16 protein-coding genes, 1 tRNA gene and 1 pseudogene are annotated in these 15,445 nt (G+C 72.0%); 7 read left to right on the top strand and 11 right to left on the bottom strand.

Going from position 1 to position 15,445, the window contains the following annotated elements:
* The 3 genes and pseudogenes from AB0N16_RS04020 to AB0N16_RS04030 all read left to right on the top strand — a co-directional run.
* Window positions 1-301, top strand: a pseudogene (locus tag AB0N16_RS04020) (sugar ABC transporter ATP-binding protein); the annotation flags it as partial.
* Window positions 302-304: 3 nt separating this feature from the next.
* Window positions 305-1,207, top strand: coding sequence for a sugar phosphate isomerase/epimerase (locus tag AB0N16_RS04025; protein WP_365792814.1), 903 nt, complete (start codon window positions 305-307; stop codon window positions 1,205-1,207).
* A 115-nt stretch (window positions 1,208-1,322) separates the two neighbouring features.
* Window positions 1,323-1,511, top strand: coding sequence for a hypothetical protein (locus tag AB0N16_RS04030; protein WP_365792816.1), 189 nt, complete (start codon window positions 1,323-1,325; stop codon window positions 1,509-1,511).
* A 436-nt stretch (window positions 1,512-1,947) separates the two neighbouring features.
* Here AB0N16_RS04030 and AB0N16_RS04035 read toward each other — a convergent pair whose 3' ends face one another.
* The 3 genes from AB0N16_RS04035 to AB0N16_RS04045 all read right to left on the bottom strand — a co-directional run bounded on the left by AB0N16_RS04035 (window position 1,948) and on the right by AB0N16_RS04045 (window position 5,041).
* Entirely contained in the window at window positions 1,948-2,952 is a 1,005-nt protein-coding gene (locus tag AB0N16_RS04035; protein WP_365792818.1) for a Gfo/Idh/MocA family oxidoreductase, read from the bottom strand.
* A gap of 130 nt (window positions 2,953-3,082) precedes the next feature.
* A complete protein-coding gene (locus tag AB0N16_RS04040) occupies window positions 3,083-3,859 on the bottom strand; it encodes an SDR family oxidoreductase (RefSeq protein ID WP_365792820.1) in 777 nt (258 codons plus the stop codon).
* 15 nt (window positions 3,860-3,874) lie between these two features.
* Complete coding sequence (locus AB0N16_RS04045) at window positions 3,875-5,041, bottom strand: phytanoyl-CoA dioxygenase family protein (RefSeq protein WP_365794007.1); 1,167 nt, start codon at window positions 5,039-5,041, stop codon at window positions 3,875-3,877.
* A 139-nt stretch (window positions 5,042-5,180) separates the two neighbouring features.
* On the opposite strand from AB0N16_RS04045, the gene AB0N16_RS04050 reads away from it, so the two are divergent.
* The gene (locus tag AB0N16_RS04050; protein WP_365792822.1) at window positions 5,181-6,212 is read left to right on the top strand and encodes a LacI family DNA-binding transcriptional regulator; all 1,032 of its coding nucleotides are present in this window, start codon (window positions 5,181-5,183) and stop codon (window positions 6,210-6,212) included.
* A 58-nt stretch (window positions 6,213-6,270) separates the two neighbouring features.
* On the opposite strand, the gene AB0N16_RS04055 is transcribed toward AB0N16_RS04050, so the two are convergent.
* The gene (locus AB0N16_RS04055; protein WP_365792824.1) at window positions 6,271-6,618 is read right to left on the bottom strand and encodes a cupin domain-containing protein; all 348 of its coding nucleotides are present in this window, start codon (window positions 6,616-6,618) and stop codon (window positions 6,271-6,273) included.
* 129 nt (window positions 6,619-6,747) lie between these two features.
* Here AB0N16_RS04055 and AB0N16_RS04060 point away from each other — a divergent pair, with 129 nt between their 5' ends.
* Window positions 6,748-7,260, top strand: a complete 513-nt coding sequence (locus AB0N16_RS04060) for a hypothetical protein (RefSeq protein WP_365792825.1) — start codon at window positions 6,748-6,750, stop codon at window positions 7,258-7,260.
* Between the two features lie 39 nt (window positions 7,261-7,299).
* Here AB0N16_RS04060 and AB0N16_RS04065 read toward each other — a convergent pair whose 3' ends face one another.
* Window positions 7,300-7,878 carry a helix-turn-helix domain-containing protein gene (locus AB0N16_RS04065; RefSeq protein ID WP_365792827.1) on the bottom strand — a complete coding sequence of 193 codons (579 nt, stop codon included), beginning with the start codon at window positions 7,876-7,878 and terminating at the stop codon, window positions 7,300-7,302.
* Window positions 7,879-8,101: 223 nt separating this feature from the next.
* On the opposite strand from AB0N16_RS04065, the gene AB0N16_RS04070 reads away from it, so the two are divergent.
* Both AB0N16_RS04070 and AB0N16_RS04075 read left to right on the top strand, forming a co-directional pair.
* A complete protein-coding gene (locus AB0N16_RS04070) occupies window positions 8,102-9,529 on the top strand; it encodes an MFS transporter (protein ID WP_365792829.1) in 1,428 nt (475 codons plus the stop codon).
* A 45-nt stretch (window positions 9,530-9,574) separates the two neighbouring features.
* Window positions 9,575-9,648: transfer RNA gene (locus AB0N16_RS04075), tRNA-Pro, on the top strand.
* Window positions 9,649-9,991: 343 nt separating this feature from the next.
* On the opposite strand, the gene AB0N16_RS04080 is transcribed toward AB0N16_RS04075, so the two are convergent.
* The 6 genes from AB0N16_RS04080 to AB0N16_RS04105 are packed head-to-tail and all read right to left on the bottom strand — an operon-like array spanning window position 9,992 to window position 15,445.
* Window positions 9,992-10,759 (bottom strand): ferredoxin reductase, encoded by a 768-nt coding sequence (locus tag AB0N16_RS04080; protein ID WP_365792831.1) that lies wholly within the window; start codon window positions 10,757-10,759, stop codon window positions 9,992-9,994.
* Window positions 10,752-11,363, bottom strand: coding sequence for a sulfite oxidase-like oxidoreductase (locus AB0N16_RS04085; RefSeq protein ID WP_365792833.1), 612 nt, complete (start codon window positions 11,361-11,363; stop codon window positions 10,752-10,754). Before AB0N16_RS04085 ends, AB0N16_RS04080 begins: the two co-directional genes overlap by 8 nt.
* Window positions 11,360-12,703: an amidohydrolase gene (locus AB0N16_RS04090; RefSeq protein WP_365792835.1), complete on the bottom strand. Its 1,344-nt coding sequence runs from the start codon at window positions 12,701-12,703 to the stop codon at window positions 11,360-11,362. The genes AB0N16_RS04085 and AB0N16_RS04090 overlap by 4 nt, the downstream gene beginning before the upstream one ends.
* Window positions 12,700-13,464 carry a nucleoside phosphorylase gene (locus tag AB0N16_RS04095; protein ID WP_365792837.1) on the bottom strand — a complete coding sequence of 255 codons (765 nt, stop codon included), beginning with the start codon at window positions 13,462-13,464 and terminating at the stop codon, window positions 12,700-12,702. Before AB0N16_RS04095 ends, AB0N16_RS04090 begins: the two co-directional genes overlap by 4 nt.
* The gene (locus tag AB0N16_RS04100) at window positions 13,461-14,366 is read right to left on the bottom strand and encodes an ABC transporter permease (protein WP_365792839.1); all 906 of its coding nucleotides are present in this window, start codon (window positions 14,364-14,366) and stop codon (window positions 13,461-13,463) included. The genes AB0N16_RS04095 and AB0N16_RS04100 overlap by 4 nt, the downstream gene beginning before the upstream one ends.
* On the bottom strand, window positions 14,366-15,445 hold the full coding sequence (locus AB0N16_RS04105; RefSeq protein ID WP_365792841.1) for an ABC transporter permease: 1,080 nt from the start codon (window positions 15,443-15,445) through the stop codon (window positions 14,366-14,368). Before AB0N16_RS04105 ends, AB0N16_RS04100 begins: the two co-directional genes overlap by 1 nt.

Raw genomic sequence — 15,445 nt, forward strand, 5'->3', positions numbered from 1 at the left:
CCTCAAATACATCGCCGCCGCCCGCGAACGCGGCCTCGGCGTCATCTTCATCACCCACAACCCCCACCACGCCTACATGGTCGGCGACCACTTCACCGTGCTGCGCCTCGGCACCCTGGAACTCTCCGCCGGGCGCAGCGAGATCACCCTGGAAGAGCTGACCAACCACATGGCAGGCGGCACCGAACTCGCCGCCCTCAAGCACGAACTGTCCCAGGTCCGCGGAGTCGACACCGAGGAACTCCCGGAAGAGGAGGACCTCACCGCGCCCGCGGTGACCGGTCCGGAAGGAAAGTCCTGACCCATGGCGAACGCCCTCGACCGCATCCGTGTCGGCTCGGCCCCCGACTCCTGGGGCGTCTGGTTCCCGGACGACCCCCAGCAGGTCCCCTGGGAACGCTTCCTCGACGAGGTCTCGGAGGCCGGGTACTCCTGGATCGAACTCGGCCCGTACGGTTACCTTCCCACCGACCCGGCCCGCCTCACCGACGAGATCGCCCGGCGGAACCTGAAGGTCTCGGCCGGCACCGTCTTCACCGGCCTGCACCGCGGCCCCGCCGTCTGGGACTCCACCTGGGAGCACGTCAGCCAGGTCGCCGCGCTCACCCAGGCGATGGACGCGAAGCACCTGGTGGTCATCCCGTCCTTCTGGCGGGACGACAAGACCGCCGAGATCCTGGAGCCGCACGAGCTGACCGGCGAGCAGTGGGCCCACCTCACCAAGGGCATGGAACGGCTCGGCCACGAGGTGAAGGAGACGTACGGCCTGGACATCGTCGTCCATCCGCACGCGGACACCCACATCGACACCGAGGAGCACGTGGAGCGCTTCCTCGACTCGACCGACACGGACCTGGTCAACCTCTGCCTCGACACCGGTCACTACGCCTACTGCGGCGGCGACAGCGTCAAGCTGATCGAGACCTACGGCGAACGGATCGGCTACCTCCACCTCAAGCAGGTGGACCCCGCGATCCTGGCCGACGTCCAGGCAAAGGGCACCCCGTTCGGGCCGGCCGTGGCCCAGGGCGTGATGTGCGAACCGCCCACCGGGGTACCGGAGCTGGGCCCGGTGATGGAGGCGGCGCAGCGGCTGGGCGTCGACCTGTTCGCCATCGTCGAGCAGGACATGTACCCCTGCGAGCCGGACAAGCCGCTGCCCATCGCGGTGCGCACCCGGCAGTTCCTGCGGTCCTGCGGCGCCTGAGCCCGGGAACACACGCCAGGACCCGGACGTTCTTCCGGACGACGAGACGAAACCGAACTCCGCCGCGGTGGCCACCACGCCGCCGTGGCGGAGGACACGGGCCATGGGGGCGAGGATGACCTACGAAGAGCAGGCGGAGCCGGACGTCGAGGCTGCCGACGAGGTGCTGCGGCACCGGCGTTTCGGCGCGCTGCCGGATCGGATCCGCCCGGAGCAGATGGTCGAGACCAGGCCGGCGATCGGGCACGACCCGGACCGGGACGCCTACGACCCGGACGAGTTCGCGGTGCGTTACGGCCTCTGAACCGCCGGGACCGCGACCGCGCCGCGGGCGAGCAGGCTCCCGGCGCAGTCCAGCACCGTCTCCCGGGCCGGGGCGCGGCTGCCGGCCGAGCAGCCGCGCCGCCTTCTCGGTGGTGTGCCGGTCGCGCCGGCCCAGCGCCGGGGTGATCTCGCGCGGCGCGGGGTCCCGGAAGCGGGCCGCGACAGGCCGTTCGTGCACGCCATCGGAACGGCTCGACGCCGGCGCCGCGGACGGCACGCTCAAGCCGGACCCGGAGGACGTACTCCTCCAGCTCAGCGTGGTGTGGCGGATCGACCCGGCGCGCGGCGGCGCGGCGGCGCGGATCCTGCGGCTGACCGTGGACGGGCTGCGGGCCTGGGCAGGCGGGAAACGACGACGGGGCGGGCGGAGAGACCGGAGTACGGTCTCTCCGCCCGCCCCGCCGCCGTGCCCGGTGTCAGGCGCCGCGTACCTCCGCGATCGTCACCGGACGGTGCTCGTGCAGGGACAGCGTGCAGGCCTCCGCGATCCAGCCGGCCTCCAGGGCGTCCTCGACCGTGCAGGGGGAGGGGCGGCTGCCGGCGACGACCTCGGTGAACGCGGTGAGTTCGGCGCGGTAGGCCGCGGCGAAGCGGTCCATGAAGAAGTCGTGCGGGGTGCCCGCAGGGAAGGTCACCCCGGGTTCGACCGAACGCAGCGGGAGCTTGTCCTCCAGACCGACGGCGATCGAGTCCTGGAACCCGTGCAGCTCCATACGGACGTCGTACCCCCGGGCGTTGTGGCGGGAGTTGGAGACCACCGCGATGGTGCCGTCGTCCAGGGTGAGGATCGCGCCGGTGGTGTCGGCGTCGCCTGCCTCCTTGATGTAGTCGGCGCCCCGGTTGCCGCCGACCGCGTACACCTCGGTGACCTCACGGCCGGTGACCCAGCGGATGATGTCGAAGTCGTGCACGGAACAGTCCCGGAAGATGCCGCCGGACACGGCGACATAGGCGGCGGGCGGCGGCGCCGGGTCCAGCGTGGTCGAGCGGACGGTGTGCAGCTTGCCCAGCTCGCCGGCCTGGACCGCGGTACGCGCGGCGACGAACCCGGCGTCGAAACGGCGGTTGTAGCCGATCTGGATCGGCACTCCCTTGCCCTGCACGGCCTCGAGGACCGCGACACCGTCACTCATGTGCTTGGCGACGGGCTTCTCGCAGAAGACGGGGATGCCGGCCTCGACACCGGCCAGGATCAGGGCGGGGTGGGCGTCGGTGGCAGCGGCCACCACGATGCCGTCCACGCCGGCGGCCAGCAGCGCCTCGGGCGAGTCGACGACCTCGCCGCCGAACTTCTCGACGGCGGCCTTGGCGGCGTCCGCGAACGGGTCGGTCAGGACGAGCGACTCGACGATGTCGAGCCTGGAGAGGGTCTCGGCGTGGAAAGCACCGATGCGGCCGAGGCCGAGGATTCCCATACGCATGGGCGTTGTACTCCTTGCAGTTGAAGCGCCCCGTCAGGGGCGGGGGCTATGTCGATATGCGGCTCCGCCGCGTGGACGCGACCAGCCACAGCGGCGCCGCAGACGACTCACGGCCTGGCGCGGCACATCCTTAGTCGAGCCCGCCCAGCACGTTCTGGTCCCAGTCGATCACCGACCCGGTCACCACCCCTGACCGTTCGGACAGCAGAAACACCACGAAGTCCGCGATCTCGTCCGGTTGGCCGAGCTTTCCCATCGGCAGCCTGGACGCGGCCTCCTCCCGCCAGCCGTCCTCCGCCCCGTGGAACGCCCGCTGCGTCGCGTCCTCGCCCTCCGTCGCCGTCCAGCCGATGTTCAGGCCGTTGATCCGCACCCGGTCCCAGCGGTGCGCGTGCGCCGCGTTGCGGGTCAGGCCGATCAGGCCGGCCTTGGCGGCGACGTACGGCGCGAGAAACGGCTGCCCGCCGTGCGCGGCCGAGGTGATGATGTTGACCACCGTGCCGGGCGCCTTGCGCGCGACCATGTCGGCGACCGCCGCCTGCATCGCGAAGAACGGCCCCTTGAGGTTGATCGCGATGTGCTGGTCGAACAGTTCGGGCGTGGTGTCCAGCAGGGTGCCCCGGGAGGTGAGCCCCGCCGAGTTGACCAGGCAGTCGATCCGGCCGTACGCGTCGACCACCGCGGCCACCGAGGCCTTGGCCTGTTCGGCGTCCGAGAGGTCGGCCCGCACGTACAGCGCCTTGCCGCCGGCGGCGGAGAGCTCGGCCACCAGCGCCTCGCCGGGCTCGGGGCGGCGGCCGGTGACGGCGACCGTGGCGCCCTCCCGGACCGCGGCCCGCGCGATGGCCGCGCCGACGCCCTGACTGCCGCCATTGACAAGGACGACCTTGTCGTCGAGAAGTCCCATGGAATCCTTGACCTTTCAGCTCTCGTGCCGGGCCGAGGCGGCCCGCAGTTCGTCCCGCAACACCCGCGCGGTCCATCCCTCGCGCAGCGCCCGCCGTACCAGGTCCGCCTGGGAAGGCGGGGCCATGCCGTCGACCGGCGGATCGCTGTCGAGGTTGGTCGGGAACGGGTAGCCCTCGGCGCTCGCCGCGATGACGTGTTCCAGCCAGGCCTCGGCGGCCCCCTCCGTCCGGCGCCGGCGCAGTACCGGGTAGACCGCGTTGGTCACCGCCTCCCGGTCCACCGTCTCCATGGCCCGCCCGAAGGCCGAGGACACCTGGAGCAGGTTGGCCATCCGCCGTACGTCGACGCTCCGGTTGGTGCCGGCCGCGTGGAACACCGCCGGGTTGAAGAACGCCGCGTCGCCCTTCGCCAGCGGCAGTTGCACGTGGTGGGCCTTGAAGTAGTCCTGGAACTCCGGCCGCCGCCAGGCCAGGTAACCCGGCTCATAGGTCTGGGAGTAGGGGAGGTACAGCGTCGGCCCGGACTCCACCGGCATGTCGCAGTGCGCGACCGCGCCCTGGAGGGTGAGCACGGGGGAGAGGCGGTGCACATGGGCCGGGTAGGCCTCGGCCTGCTCGTCGGAGAGGAAACCGAGGTGGTAGTCGCGGTGCGCGGTCTGCGCCATGCCGCCCGGGTTGACCACGTTGATCTGCGAGGTGACCTGGTAGCCGGGGCCCAGCCAGGCGCGGGAGACCAGGGCCAGGATGTCGTTGGCGTAGTAGTCGGCGAACCCCTCCGGGTCGTAGAGCGCCGCCTTCTCCAGCGCGTTCCACACCCGTTCGTTGGCGCCCGGCTTCGCGAAGTGGTCGCCCGCCCCGACACCCGACTCCTTCTGCTCCGAGATCAGCGCGTCGAAGACCGCCGTGGCCCGGTCGACGACCGTCGGATCGGGGAACGCGCCCTTGAAGACGACGACGCCCGGGCCGTCGCTGAGGGCGCGCACGAGTTCGGTCCGCACCTCGCGGGGCGCGTCGGCGGTGCGCAGCCGCTCGCTGTCGTAGACGAGGACGTCGCGCTCGACGGCCGAGGCGTGCGGGTAGGCGGCCAGGTCGGTGGTCCGCTCGACCAGCGCGCGGAAGGTGTCGAGGTCGCAGTCCTGCGGGGAGAACCAGGCGCGGCCCTGTTCGGCGGCGAGGGACATCGGTGTCCTTCTTTCGGTCATGGCCACGGTCATGGCCGCAGTCAGGGCCATGGGAGGGTGGGGCTCTGTCATTCTTGTCAGTACAAACCCCTCGAACAACCAGCAGTGAGCCATCAAAAACCCCTCAAGGAGCCAGGCCGTGGGCCATCCCTTCCCGATCCGTGAAATCGCACGTCAGGCAGGGCTCAGCGAGGCCACCGTGGACCGGGTGCTGAACGGCAGGGGAGGGGTGCGGGAGAGCACCGAACGGGAGGTGCGGCAGGCGATCGCCGATCTGGACCGGCAGCGCACCCAGGTCCGGCTGGTGGGTCGCACCTTCATGGTCGACATCGTGATGCAGGCACCCGAGAGGTTCACCACCGCGGTGCGCGGGGCGCTGGAGGCCGAGCTGCCCTCGCTGCACCCGGCGGTGGTGCGCTCCCGGTTCTACTTCCGGGAGACCGGGCCGGTGGCGGAGCTGGTGGGGACGCTCGACCGGATAGCCCGCCGGGGTTCGCAGGGCGTGATCCTCAAGGCGCCGGACGTCCCCGAGGTCACCGCCGCCGTGGGGCGTCTCAGGTCGGCGGAGATCCCGGTGGTCACCCTGGTCACCGACCTGCCCGCCAGCGGCCGACTCGCCTACGTCGGCATCGACAACCGCGCGGCCGGTGCCACCGCCGCGTATCTGATGGGCCAGTGGCTCGGCGACCGGCCAGGCAATGTCCTCACCAGCCTCAGCAGCGGCTTCTTCCGCAACGAGGAGGAGCGCGAGATGGGCTTCCGCAGCGTCATGCGGGCCACCCATCCCGAGCGCACGGTGGTGGAGATCGCCGAGGGACAGGGGCTGGACGCCACCCAGTACGACCTGGTGCGCGCCGCCCTCGAACGCGACCCGGAGATCCGCGCCGTGTACTCCATCGGTGGCGGCAACAACGCGACCCTGCGTGCCTTCGCCGAGCTGGGCCGGGAGTGCGCCGTGTTCGTCGCCCACGACCTCGACCACGACAACACCCGCCTGCTGCACGAGCACCGCCTGTCCGCCGTCCTCCACCACGACCTGCGGCAGGACATGCGTGAGGCCTGCCACCTGGTGATGCGCGCCCAGGGCGCCCTGCCCCCGGCGGGCCCGACCGTGCCGTCGGCGATCCAGGTGGTCACGCCGTACAACGTGCCGGCCCCGACGGGACGCTGAGCCGGGTGGTTCTCGGGGACCGGCCCCCTACCCGTCTCACGGACCGGCCGGACCCCTCTCACAGATTGATCGCGTACGCCTTGCGCAGCGTCTCGTGCACCGTCCACGTCGTACGGTCGCCCGCGCGCAGCACGGCCATGTCCCCGGGGCCCACCGTGAACGCCGGGCCGCCCTCCACCTCGATCGTCGCCGAGCCGCTGACCACCACGAACAGCTCGTCCGCCTCGGTGTCGGTGACCACCCCCGGGGTGATCTGCCAGATCCCCCGGATCTGCTTGCCGTCGGCCGACTCCCAGACCACCTTCCCGCTGACCTCGGGCGTGCCGGAGACGATCTGGTCCGGGTCCAGCGGGTCGGGTTCGAGCTCGGCGTCCGGGATGTGCAGGGCGAAACTGTGCGTCGTCATACGGCGACCCTAGCGACCCTGCCGGTGCCTGGGCGTGGACAGGGTGTGGGGCATCGGGCCTGGTGGGAGGACACTTCGTCGGGCCGTCCGGACTGGCGGGGGCGGCGCGCCGGGGTGATCGTGGAGAGCATGGCCGACTCCACGGCAGCGGTGGCGGAGCCGCACCCGCACGACACCCGCGAGGCCGTCCTGTTCGGCGGGGTCTACGGCGCCGTGCTGGCCTCCTCCATGGTCGCGGCGCTCACCCAGTACGGTCACACCTCCGCCGCGAGCCGCCGCTACGACGCCCTCTGGCTCCTGGTGACCGCCTGTGCCTCCGCCCTGGCCCACGGCTACGCCCACTACATCGCCGAGCGTGCCCCGCACCGGCGCTGGGACGGGCTGCGCTCCCTGGCCGACGAGTGGCCGCTGGTCACGGCCGTGCTGCCCACGGTCTTCCTGCTCGCGGGCGCCGGCTGGGGCTGGTGGCCGCCCAAGGGCGTCGAGTACCCGGCGTTCGTCCTGAACATCGTGATCCTGTTCGGCCTGGGACTCGTCACGGCCCGCTGGTCGGCGCGGAGTTGGCCCGCGGCCGTGCTCATCGGCATCCTCGACGCGTTGCTCGGGGTGATCGTGGTGGTGGCCAACGCGCTGATCAAGTAGATCCGTTCATTGAACGGTGAACGGTCTACGCTCGGGCGTCTACCGCACCGTCCTCACCCCGTCCAGGGCGATGCCCATCACCCGGACGCGCTGGGCCTCGTCCACGAAGGCCGTTGCCGTGATGCCCGAGACCATCCGGAGCAGATCGCCGATCTCCATGTCCGTCCGCACCACGCCCGCCTTCTGGGCCCGCTCCAGCAGCGGGCCGCCGGCGCCGTACATCGAGTCGCGGCAGGCCTGGAAGATCTCCGACTCGTCGTTGAGGGCGTCGCGGACCGCCCGCTTGGTGACCATGTAGGCGGTGAAGCGGTCCAGCCAGGAGGTCAGGGCCTGCCACGGTTCCAGCTCGGCCAGCTCCACGGCCACCCGGCACAGGGTGTTGACCTCGTCGGCGTAGACGCTCTCGAAGAGGTCGCGGCGGGTGGGGAAGTTGCGGTACAGGGTGCCGATGCCGACCCCGGCGCGGCGGGCGACGTCCTCCAGGGAGGCCTCCGCGCCGTTCTCGGCGAACGCCTCGCGGGCGGCCGCGATCAGCGCGTCGTAGTTGCGGGCCGCGTCTTTGCGGTGCGGTCTGCGGGACGCGACGATCTCACTGACGGGGAAGGGACCGACGGTCACTGCTGCCTCCCGGGGGACGGACGAAGGTGAACCGGAGGAATTCCTCGACTTCGATTGAAGCGGAGGATTGCCTCCAGTACAGTGGAGGCGTACCTCCACTTTAGCAGTGTGGAAAGGGCCCGCCATGGCCGGCCGCGGCCTGCGCCCGCGCCCTTCCGCACCGACCCAGACATCTCTTTCCCCGCTCTTTCCCTCCGTGTCCGATGTTCGGAGAGGCTCTTTCATGCCCCGGAAGTCCACCCGCCTCACCTTCGCGGTCCTCGCGACCGGTGCCGGCGTGTTCTCCATGCTCCAGTCGCTGGTCGCGCCGGCCCTGCCGACCGTCCAACATGCCCTGCACACCTCGCAGTCCAACGCGACCTGGGTGATGACGGCCTATCTGCTGTCCGCCTCGGTCTTCACCCCGATACTCGGCCGCGTCGGCGACCTGGCAGGCAAGAAGCGCACCCTGGTCGCCGTCCTGCTGGCCGTCCTGGCGGGCTGTCTGCTCGCCGCCCTGGCGCCGAACATCGGCGTCCTGATCATCGCCCGGGTCGTCCAAGGCGTCGGCGGCGCCCTGTTCCCGCTCTCCTTCGGCATCATCCGGGACGAGTTCGCCCCGGGCGAGGTCAGCGGCAGCATCAGCAACCTGTCCGCGGTGATCGCGGCCGGCGGCGGCGTCGGCATCGTGGCCGCCGGGCCCATCGTCTCGGCGCTGGACTACCGCTGGCTGTTCTGGATCCCGGTCGGCGTGGTCGCCGTGACCGTCCTCATCGCCGCCCGCTATGTCCCCGAGTCGCCCAAGAGGGCCGAAGGCAGCGTCAGTTGGCTCGGCGCGGGGCTGCTCTCCGCCTGGCTGGTGGCGCTGCTGCTGCCGCTGAGCCAGGCCGGGCAGTGGGGCTGGGGCTCGGCCAAGGTGCTCGGTCTGTTCGGTACGGCCGTCGCGCTGTTCGCGGTGTGGCTGCTCGTCGAGGCCCGCTCCCGCACCCCGCTGATCGACCTGCGCGTCATGCGGCTGCCCGTCGTCTGGACCACCAACGCCGCCGCCCTGCTCTTCGGCGCGGGCATCTACGCCCTCTGGTCCTTCCTGCCCGGCTTCGTCCAGACGCCGTCCACCGCCGGATACGGCTTCGGCGCCGGCGTCACCGCCTCCGGGCTGCTGATGCTCCCGATGCTGCTCGCGATGTTCCTCTCCGGCATCCTCAGCGGCCGGCTGGAGCCCAGGGTGGGCGCGAAGGCGCTCCTCACCGCCGGAGCGGCCTTCGGCGCCCTCGCCCTCGGCCTGCTCACCCTGTGGCACACCGCCCAGTGGCAGATCGCCGTCGTCTCCGGCCTGTTCGGCCTCGGTATCGGCCTGGCCTTCGCCTCGATGGCCAACCTCGTCGTCGGCAGCGTGCCGCCCGAGCAGACCGGCGCCGCGACCGGCATGAACGCCAACATCCGCACGATCGGCGGCTCCATCGGCGCCGCGCTCACCAGCGTCCTGGTCACCGGCCGGCTCCAGCCCTCCGGACTGCCCTACGCCTCCGGCTACACCCACGCCTGGGCCCTGCTCACCCTGTTCTGCCTGACCGCCGCCGGGGCCGCGCTCCTGGTGCCGGTCCGCCGCGGACAGCGCGTCACCGCAGCGGTCACGGAGCGGACGGCAGCATCACCGGCACGCGTGCGGTAGTGTTGACCTGCGTGATCACGCGGGACACACCGCGTGACTCCGCAGCGGGACGTGGCGCAGCTTGGTAGCGCACTTGACTGGGGGTCAAGGGGTCGCAGGTTCAAATCCTGTCGTCCCGACTTTTCGAAGTCGCAGGTCAGGGGCCGCTTCAGAGGAAATCTGAAGCGGTCCCTTGATCATTCTCGGGGACCAGTTGGGGACCAGCGCACTTGACTGGGGCGAAGCGCGCCGTGACCCAGTCAAGGCGCCTCATGCGGCCCGTCGTTGTACGCACTTCCACCCTCGACAGGCCAACGCCCGCACGCCCGCGCCCGAGGGGACCGGGGCACGGGCCCGAGCGCGGGGCGACGATCGGCCCTACGGCGGCCGGCTTCCTCCCGCCCTCTGGCCGCCTGCATACCGTCGACGGACGTGGAGCGGCGACTCTGCCCTGCCGTAACTCTGCTCTGCCGTGAACCGGGGTCAGCCGAAGCGCTCGACGCGGATCCGCTCCACGGGCTGGCCCAACTCGGCGAGCAGCCGGGAGGCGTGTTCGGCGAAGGCGTTGGAGCCGCAGACGTATGCCTCCCAGCCCTCGGCCGGGGGCCGCGCCAGGTAGGGCTCCAGGTGGGCGGCCGAGAGGCGGCCGGGGCGTACCCCGGGCGGCCCGGTGCGGGTGAAGACGGGGGTGGTCTCGGCCCCGTACTCGTCCGCGTAGATCAGGTCCTCGGGAGTGCGCGCCGAGACCAGCAGGCGCACGGGTACGGTCAGTCGGCGCAGGCGGTGGTCGCGGACCATCGACATGAGCGGTACGACGCCGGAGCCGGCGCCGAGCAGCAGGGCCGGCCGGTCACCGGGCCAGGCGAAGAACCCGCTGAGCGGGCCGCGTACCTCGACGGTGTCGCCTGGCCGGGCCACCCGGTGGAACCAGCCGGACACCTCGCCGCCCTCGACGTGGTCGAGGGTGAGCTCGACGTGGCCGCTGTCACCGGGCGCCGACGCGATGGAGTAGTGGCGCTGGGCGACGTATCCGTCGGCGGCCGTCAGGCGCAGCATCAGATGCTGGCCGGGCAGATGGCCCGCCCAGCCGGGCACGGCGAAGCGGAACGTCGAGGCGCGCGGCGTCTCGCGTCGGACCTCGACGAGGCGGGCCGGCTGCCAGGTGGCCGCGGCACGGTTGCTCACGGCGATCCGTCCCGGCACGGCGAACCGGGTCGGGGGAGTGAACGTCTCGGTCGCGCCCTCAGTCACCGGCGTACCGCTCCTCGTTCCAGGGGTTCCCGCGGGCGTGGTAGCCGTTCTGCTCCCAGAAACCCGGCTCGTCGTGATCGAGGACGCGCAGGCCCGCGATCCACTTGACGCTCTTCCAGAGGTACAGATGGGGTACCACGAGCCGTGCCGGGCCGCCGTGTCCGGGGTCCAGCGGCTCGCCGCCGAACTCCCAGGCGATCCACGCGCGTCCGCCCGTCAGGTCGGACAGCGGCAGGTTCGTGGTGTATCCGGTGTGCGCGTACGCGACGGCGTGCGTGGCCGAGGGGTGGGGGCGGGCCAGCTCCAGGAACGTGTCCAGGGACACGCCGCCGAATTGCACCCCGAACTTCGACCAGCTGGTGACGCAGTGGATGTCCCCCACGTACCCGGACCGTGGCAGCGCGTGCGCCTCGTCCCACGACCAGGTGCGCTCCTCGGCCACCAGACCGTCGACGCGGAACGTCCAGTCGGCAGGCGTCAGGTCGGGGGTGACCTCGGCGGACAGCACGGGCCAGGAATCCCCCGCGTCGTACTGGCCGGGAGGCAGCCGTGGATCGCGGTCGTCGGCGCGTGAACGTCCGGTGAAGCCCCGGGTGACGGTCATGCCAGAACCTCCAGGTCGGATCGCGCGTCCAGGCCGGACCGTGCGTCCAGGTCCGACAGGGCCTTCAGGGCCGCGGCCTCGTCGAGGGTGGTGAGCGCGCGGTCGCGCATCAGGACCCGTCCGTCGACGACCGTGTCCCGTACGTCGGAGGAGTGGGCGGCGTAGGCGAGCATCGACCACACGTCGTGGCGTGGGGTGAGATGAGGCTTGTCGAGGTCCAGCACGATCAGGTCCGCGCGCTTGCCCGGCTCCAGGGAGCCCAGCTGCCCGTCGAGGCCGAGCGCGTGGGCGCCCTCGATCGTGGCCATGCGCACAGCCTGCTCGGCGCCGACCGCCGTGGGGTCGCCGCCCGCCTTGTGCACGAGCGCGGCCTGCCGCACCGCGCCCAGCAGGTCCAGGGTGTTGGAGCTGACCGCGCCGTCCGTACCGAGTCCGACGGTCACACCCGCATCGAGCAGCCGCGGCACGGGGGCGATGCCGCAGCCGAGCTTGAGGTTCGACACCGGACAGTGGGCGACCGAGGTGCCGGTGCGGGCCAGCGCCGCGATCTCGGGTTCCGTCAGGTCCACGGCGTGGGCGAGCAGCAGGTCGGGGCCGAGCAGTCCGAGCGCGCCCAGCAGCTCCACGGGGCGTCTGCCGTGCGTCGCCTCGACCGTGGCGACCTCGGCGGCGTTCTCCGCGGCATGGATGTGCAGCAGCGCGCCGAACTCCCTGGCCAGCGCGGCGATGTCCGTCAGCTGCTCCGGAGACAGCGTGTAGGCCGAGTGCGCGAAGAGGACGGGCCGGGTGCCGGGCCGGACCTGACGTGCCGCCAGGTCGCGGCGGGCCCACCCGAGGCGGTCCTCGTAGGCGATGCCGTCGGCCGGGTCGGGTACGTCCATGAAGGTGGGGCCGGTGTGCAGCCGCCAGCCCGACTCCCGCGCGACGCGCTCGGCGGCCTCGTGGAACCAGTACATGTCCAGGGCGGAGGTCACGCCCGCCCGCACGCTCTCGGCGACCGCCACGCGGACCGCCGCGGCCACGTTCTCCGGCGACAGCAGCTTTCCCTCCCAGCGGATCACCCGTTCCAGGAAGCCCTGCAGCGTCACGTCGTCGGCGCGGCCGCGCAGCAGCGTCATCGCCAGGTGGGTGTGGGTGTTGACGAGGCCGGGCAGGACCAGGCAGCCGGTCGCGTCGAGGGTGTCGGCGGCGGCGTACCGGACGCGCAGTACCTCCGTGGGGCCGACGGCCAGGATCTCGCCGTCGCGGACGGCGACGGCTCCGTCGCGTGCGAGGGTGCCGGCGTCGTCGACCGTGAGGACGTCACCGCCGTGAACGAGGAGGTCGGCAGGGACGGTCACGCCCGTTCCCCCTCCTCCGCCAGCAGCCGAAGGGCCTCCAGTGAGACGACGGCGCCGCGCTCCACGCCCCGCACCACGACCTCACGGTGGGGGTTGTAGCCGCCTGTCGACAAGACAGCCTCCTCGTCGACCAGTTCGTCCGCGTTCGCGCCGTCCACGACGAGTACACCGCCCGCGACGAGCCCGCGCAGCGAGGCGGTCACCAGCAGCGCCGACAGCTCCATCTCGATCGCGGCGAGCCCGGCCCTGTCGTATCCGTTGAGCGGCAGCAGCCCGGGCTGGAAGGCGGCCCGGGTCCACACGATGCCCCGGTGATGCGGGGCGGCCGCCTCGCGTGCCGCGCGCCGGAGCGCGAACACCGCCTCGGGGGCGGACACGGCCGGGTACTCGGGCGGCAGCAGCTGCTGGGTCACGCCGTCGTCGCGCACGGCCGCCTCCGCTATGACGAGGTCGCCGTCCCGGATCCCCGGCTTCATCGCGCCCGCGGTGCCGAACCGCAGGAGCGTGCGGACACCGGCGTCCGCCAGTTCCTGGAAGAGCAGGATCGCGCCCGGCGCACCCACCCCGTGCGAGGCGACGGTGACCGGCAGACCCTTCCAGCTGCCGCTGAACACCCGGTATTCGCGGTGGTACGAGATCTCCTCGGCCCCCTCCAGCAGCGCGGCCACGTCCGCCGCGCGCGCCGGGTCGCCCACGACCAGGGCACGGGGCGGCAGGCCGGTGCGGGGTATGCGGGTGACGGGCAGCAGGTCCTGGGTCATGTGGTGACTCCGGAAGGGTCGGTGGAACTGGTGGAACCGGTGGTACGGGGGGTACGGGGGGTACGGCCACGGCGCCGGGCCGTGGTGAGGAACAGGGCACCGAGAGTGACGACGTAGGGCGCGGCGTCGGTCGCCTGTTGCGGCAGGCCGAGGCCCTGGAGGCGGAAGCCCGCGGCCTCCGCGATGCCGAACAGCAGCGCGGCGAGCAGTACGCCGAGCGGCATGGCACGGCCCAGCATGACGGCCACGACCGCGATCCAGCCACGCCCGGCCGTCATGTTCTCGGAGAACAACGTGACGTTGCCGAGGGCGAGTTGTGCCCCCGCCAGCCCGCACAGCACCCCGGACAGGAGCACCGCCGCGTACTTGTGGCGGGCCGGGCTCACGCCGAGCGTCGCCGCGGCGTCCGGAGCCTCGCCGACACCGCGCAGGCGCAGCCCCCAGACGTGCCGGGACAGCAGCACGGCGGTGACCACGACGGCGGCCCACGCCAGGTACGTCAGGGGCGAGAAGCCTCCGACGAGCGGGAGCCCGGTGAGGCTCGGGTCGTCGAAGGTGCCCTGGACTCCGAAGACCGTACGGAGCAGGTAGCTGGTCAGGCCGGCCGCGAGGAGGTTCATGGCCACCCCGAGGACCACCGCGTCGCCGCGCAGCGTGACCGCGCCCACGGCGAGGATCAGCGAGTACGCGGCGGAGGCGAGCGCGGCCGCCGGCACGCCGAGCCACGGGCTGCCGGTGAACCAGCTGGTGGTCACGGCGGTGAAGCAGCCCACCAGCATCAGGCCTTCGAGGCCGATGTTGAAGACGCCCGCGCGCTCGCACAGCGCACCACCGAGCGCGGCCAGCAGGACCGGGGTGAGCGCGCGAAGCGCGGACATGAGGAGATCGGAGTCGAAGAACATCAGGCCAACTCCCCCTGGGCGACGACCGGTTCCCCGACCTCGGCTGCCTTGCGTCTGCGCGGAAAGCGCAGCCGGGCCGCCAGGAACACGATGACGATGCCCTGCAGCACCTGCGTCAGCTCCCTGGGCACCTCGGTGGCGCGCTCCATGGAGAGCCCGCCGACCTGCAGCACGGCGAAGAAGAACGACGCGAGGACCGTGCCCAGCGGGGCGGCGGCCGCGAGCAGCGCGGCGGTCAGACCCGTCCAGGTGTAGCCCGGCGAGGTGAGCGAGCCGTCGAGGAACCGGTACGGGAAGCTCAGCACGCCGATCGCACCGACGAGCCCGGCCAGCGCCCCCGAGGCCGCCATCAGACGCAGCGTCAGGCCCTTGTGGTCCACGCCCGCGTAGGCGGTGAAGCGGGAGTTGAGGCCGGTCATCCGGATCTCGTAGCCCATGGCCGTACGGGAGTCGGCGAACCGGTACACGGCCGCGGCGAGCGCCACCAGCAACAGGCCCACCGTCACGGTCGACGAGCCGAAGGCGGGCAGCGCCACGCCCTCGGGAAGCCGGCGCGTCTGCGGCAGGCTGGAGCCCGGCTCCTTGAGCGGATAGCGCACCAGATAGGAGGCCAGGCTGACCGCCGGATAGCTGAGCAACAGGCTGCTCACCAGGAGCGGAACCCCGAGGTGGTTCTCGCACAGCGCCGCGAGTGCGGCGTACGCGCCGCCGACAGCCATGCCGGCGAGCAGCGCGAGCACCACGGTGAGGGACGGCGGCAGGGGCGAGTACAGCCCGGTGACGGCCGTGGCGATCCCGCCCAGCACCATCTGCCCGTCTCCGCCGAGGTTGATGAGCCCGGCGCGCAGCGGGACGGCCAGCGCGAGCGCCATGCCCAGCACACTGGTGAGGGTGCTCAGCGTCGCGCCGATCCCGTCGGACCCGAGCGATCCGGTGATGACGGCGCCGTACGCAGCGACCGGATCCGCACCGGTGCCGATGAGGAACAGCGCGCCGATGATGACTCCGGCGAGGAGGGAGAAGGTGACGGGGGAGCGCAGCGCCTTTGATGCCCACGTCACGTCCGGTATGCGGGCCAT

This window comes from Streptomyces sp. NPDC051105, from assembly GCF_040682795.1.
In the GTDB taxonomy this organism is placed as follows: domain Bacteria; phylum Actinomycetota; class Actinomycetes; order Streptomycetales; family Streptomycetaceae; genus Streptomyces.

Coding starts and splice junctions, on each gene's coding strand:
- AB0N16_RS04025 (WP_365792814.1), top strand. CDS start 305: ATGGCGAACGCCCTCGACCGCATCCGTGTCGGCTCGGCCCCCGACTCC.
- AB0N16_RS04030 (WP_365792816.1), top strand. CDS start 1,323: ATGACCTACGAAGAGCAGGCGGAGCCGGACGTCGAGGCTGCCGACGAG.
- AB0N16_RS04035 (WP_365792818.1), bottom strand. CDS start 2,952: ATGCGTATGGGAATCCTCGGCCTCGGCCGCATCGGTGCTTTCCACGCC.
- AB0N16_RS04040 (WP_365792820.1), bottom strand. CDS start 3,859: ATGGGACTTCTCGACGACAAGGTCGTCCTTGTCAATGGCGGCAGTCAG.
- AB0N16_RS04045 (WP_365794007.1), bottom strand. CDS start 5,041: ATGTCCCTCGCCGCCGAACAGGGCCGCGCCTGGTTCTCCCCGCAGGAC.
- AB0N16_RS04055 (WP_365792824.1), bottom strand. CDS start 6,618: ATGACGACGCACAGTTTCGCCCTGCACATCCCGGACGCCGAGCTCGAA.
- AB0N16_RS04060 (WP_365792825.1), top strand. CDS start 6,748: ATGGCCGACTCCACGGCAGCGGTGGCGGAGCCGCACCCGCACGACACC.
- AB0N16_RS04070 (WP_365792829.1), top strand. CDS start 8,102: ATGCCCCGGAAGTCCACCCGCCTCACCTTCGCGGTCCTCGCGACCGGT.
- AB0N16_RS04085 (WP_365792833.1), bottom strand. CDS start 11,363: ATGACCGTCACCCGGGGCTTCACCGGACGTTCACGCGCCGACGACCGC.
- AB0N16_RS04095 (WP_365792837.1), bottom strand. CDS start 13,464: ATGACCCAGGACCTGCTGCCCGTCACCCGCATACCCCGCACCGGCCTG.
- AB0N16_RS04100 (WP_365792839.1), bottom strand. CDS start 14,366: ATGTTCTTCGACTCCGATCTCCTCATGTCCGCGCTTCGCGCGCTCACC.
- AB0N16_RS04105 (WP_365792841.1), bottom strand. CDS start 15,445: ATGGCCCGCATACCGGACGTGACGTGGGCATCAAAGGCGCTGCGCTCC.